Origin of the sequence: Streptomyces sp. RPT161 (assembly GCF_027533845.1) — a bacterium.
Taxonomy (GTDB): domain Bacteria; phylum Actinomycetota; class Actinomycetes; order Streptomycetales; family Streptomycetaceae; genus Streptantibioticus_A; species Streptantibioticus_A silvisoli_A.
This window is the reverse complement of sequence record NZ_JAPZVN010000086.1, coordinates 1-911: the sequence shown is the minus strand read 5'-3', so window position 1 is coordinate 911 and position 911 is coordinate 1. Positions and strand designations below refer to the sequence as shown.

The 911-nt window shown below is 67.4% G+C and carries 1 protein-coding gene; it reads right to left on the bottom strand.

Going from position 1 to position 911, the window contains the following annotated elements; all coding sequences use genetic code 11:
- The coding region (locus O5O46_RS35010; protein WP_269859726.1) for a polyketide synthase dehydratase domain-containing protein at nucleotides 1-911 on the bottom strand (911 nt) is incomplete at both ends.

Here is a 911-nt window from a genome sequence, read left to right as displayed (position 1 = left end):
AACCACCGCGTGCGAGTCCCCGGACACGGCCAGCACAACCGCCTGCGGCGGAGCTGCGGCCCCGCCCTCCAAAGCGGCATCGGCCGCCTGCAGGTCGGCGTACACAGCGCCCACCGATCCGCCCCGGTCGACCACCACCCACTCCTGCGCCGGAACAGCGGACGGGGCGGGGATATCGATCCACTGCATCCTCAGCAGGGCCCCGTCACTGGTACCAGTGGTGAGGCCCTCGGCAGTCAGCGGCCGCACAGTCAGCGAACCGATCGACAGCACAGGCAACCCGGTGCTGTCCGCGACCGCAATCGCCACCTCATCCGGACCTGTACGGGTCAACGCAACCCGCAACCGTGACGCACCAGAGGCACGCAACACCACATCCGTGAAGGTGAACGGCAACCCACCGTCCCGCGCCGAGTCCAAGCCAGCGAAGACCGTGGGATGCAACGCCGCATCCAACAACGCCGGATGAATACCAAAAGACTCCGCCAGACCACGCCCAGCCTCGGGGAGCTCGACCTCAGCGAGAATCTGGTCCCCACGCTGCCAAGCCCTGCTCAGCCCTTGGAACACCGGGCCATAAGCAAGGAACCCGCCTTCACTCAGTTGCTCGTAGAACTGGGAAGTGTCCAGTTCTGTCGCACCCGGCGCAGGCCACGCCTGACTCACCGGGTCAAACACCCCATCGGCCTGGTCTTGAGCGGCGTGTGGTGCGGTAGCACTCATCACGCCGGTGGCGTGTCGTGTCCAGGCATCCTGCCCGTCCAGGCGCGCATACACCGCCACGCTCCGCCGCCGTGCCCCGGCCGCCGCGGGGGTGTCGGCATCGCCGACCACGACCTGAACCTGCACGCCGCCCTGAGCAGGCAGCACCAGGGGCGCTTCCAAAACCAGTTCGTCCAGTCGGTCACAAT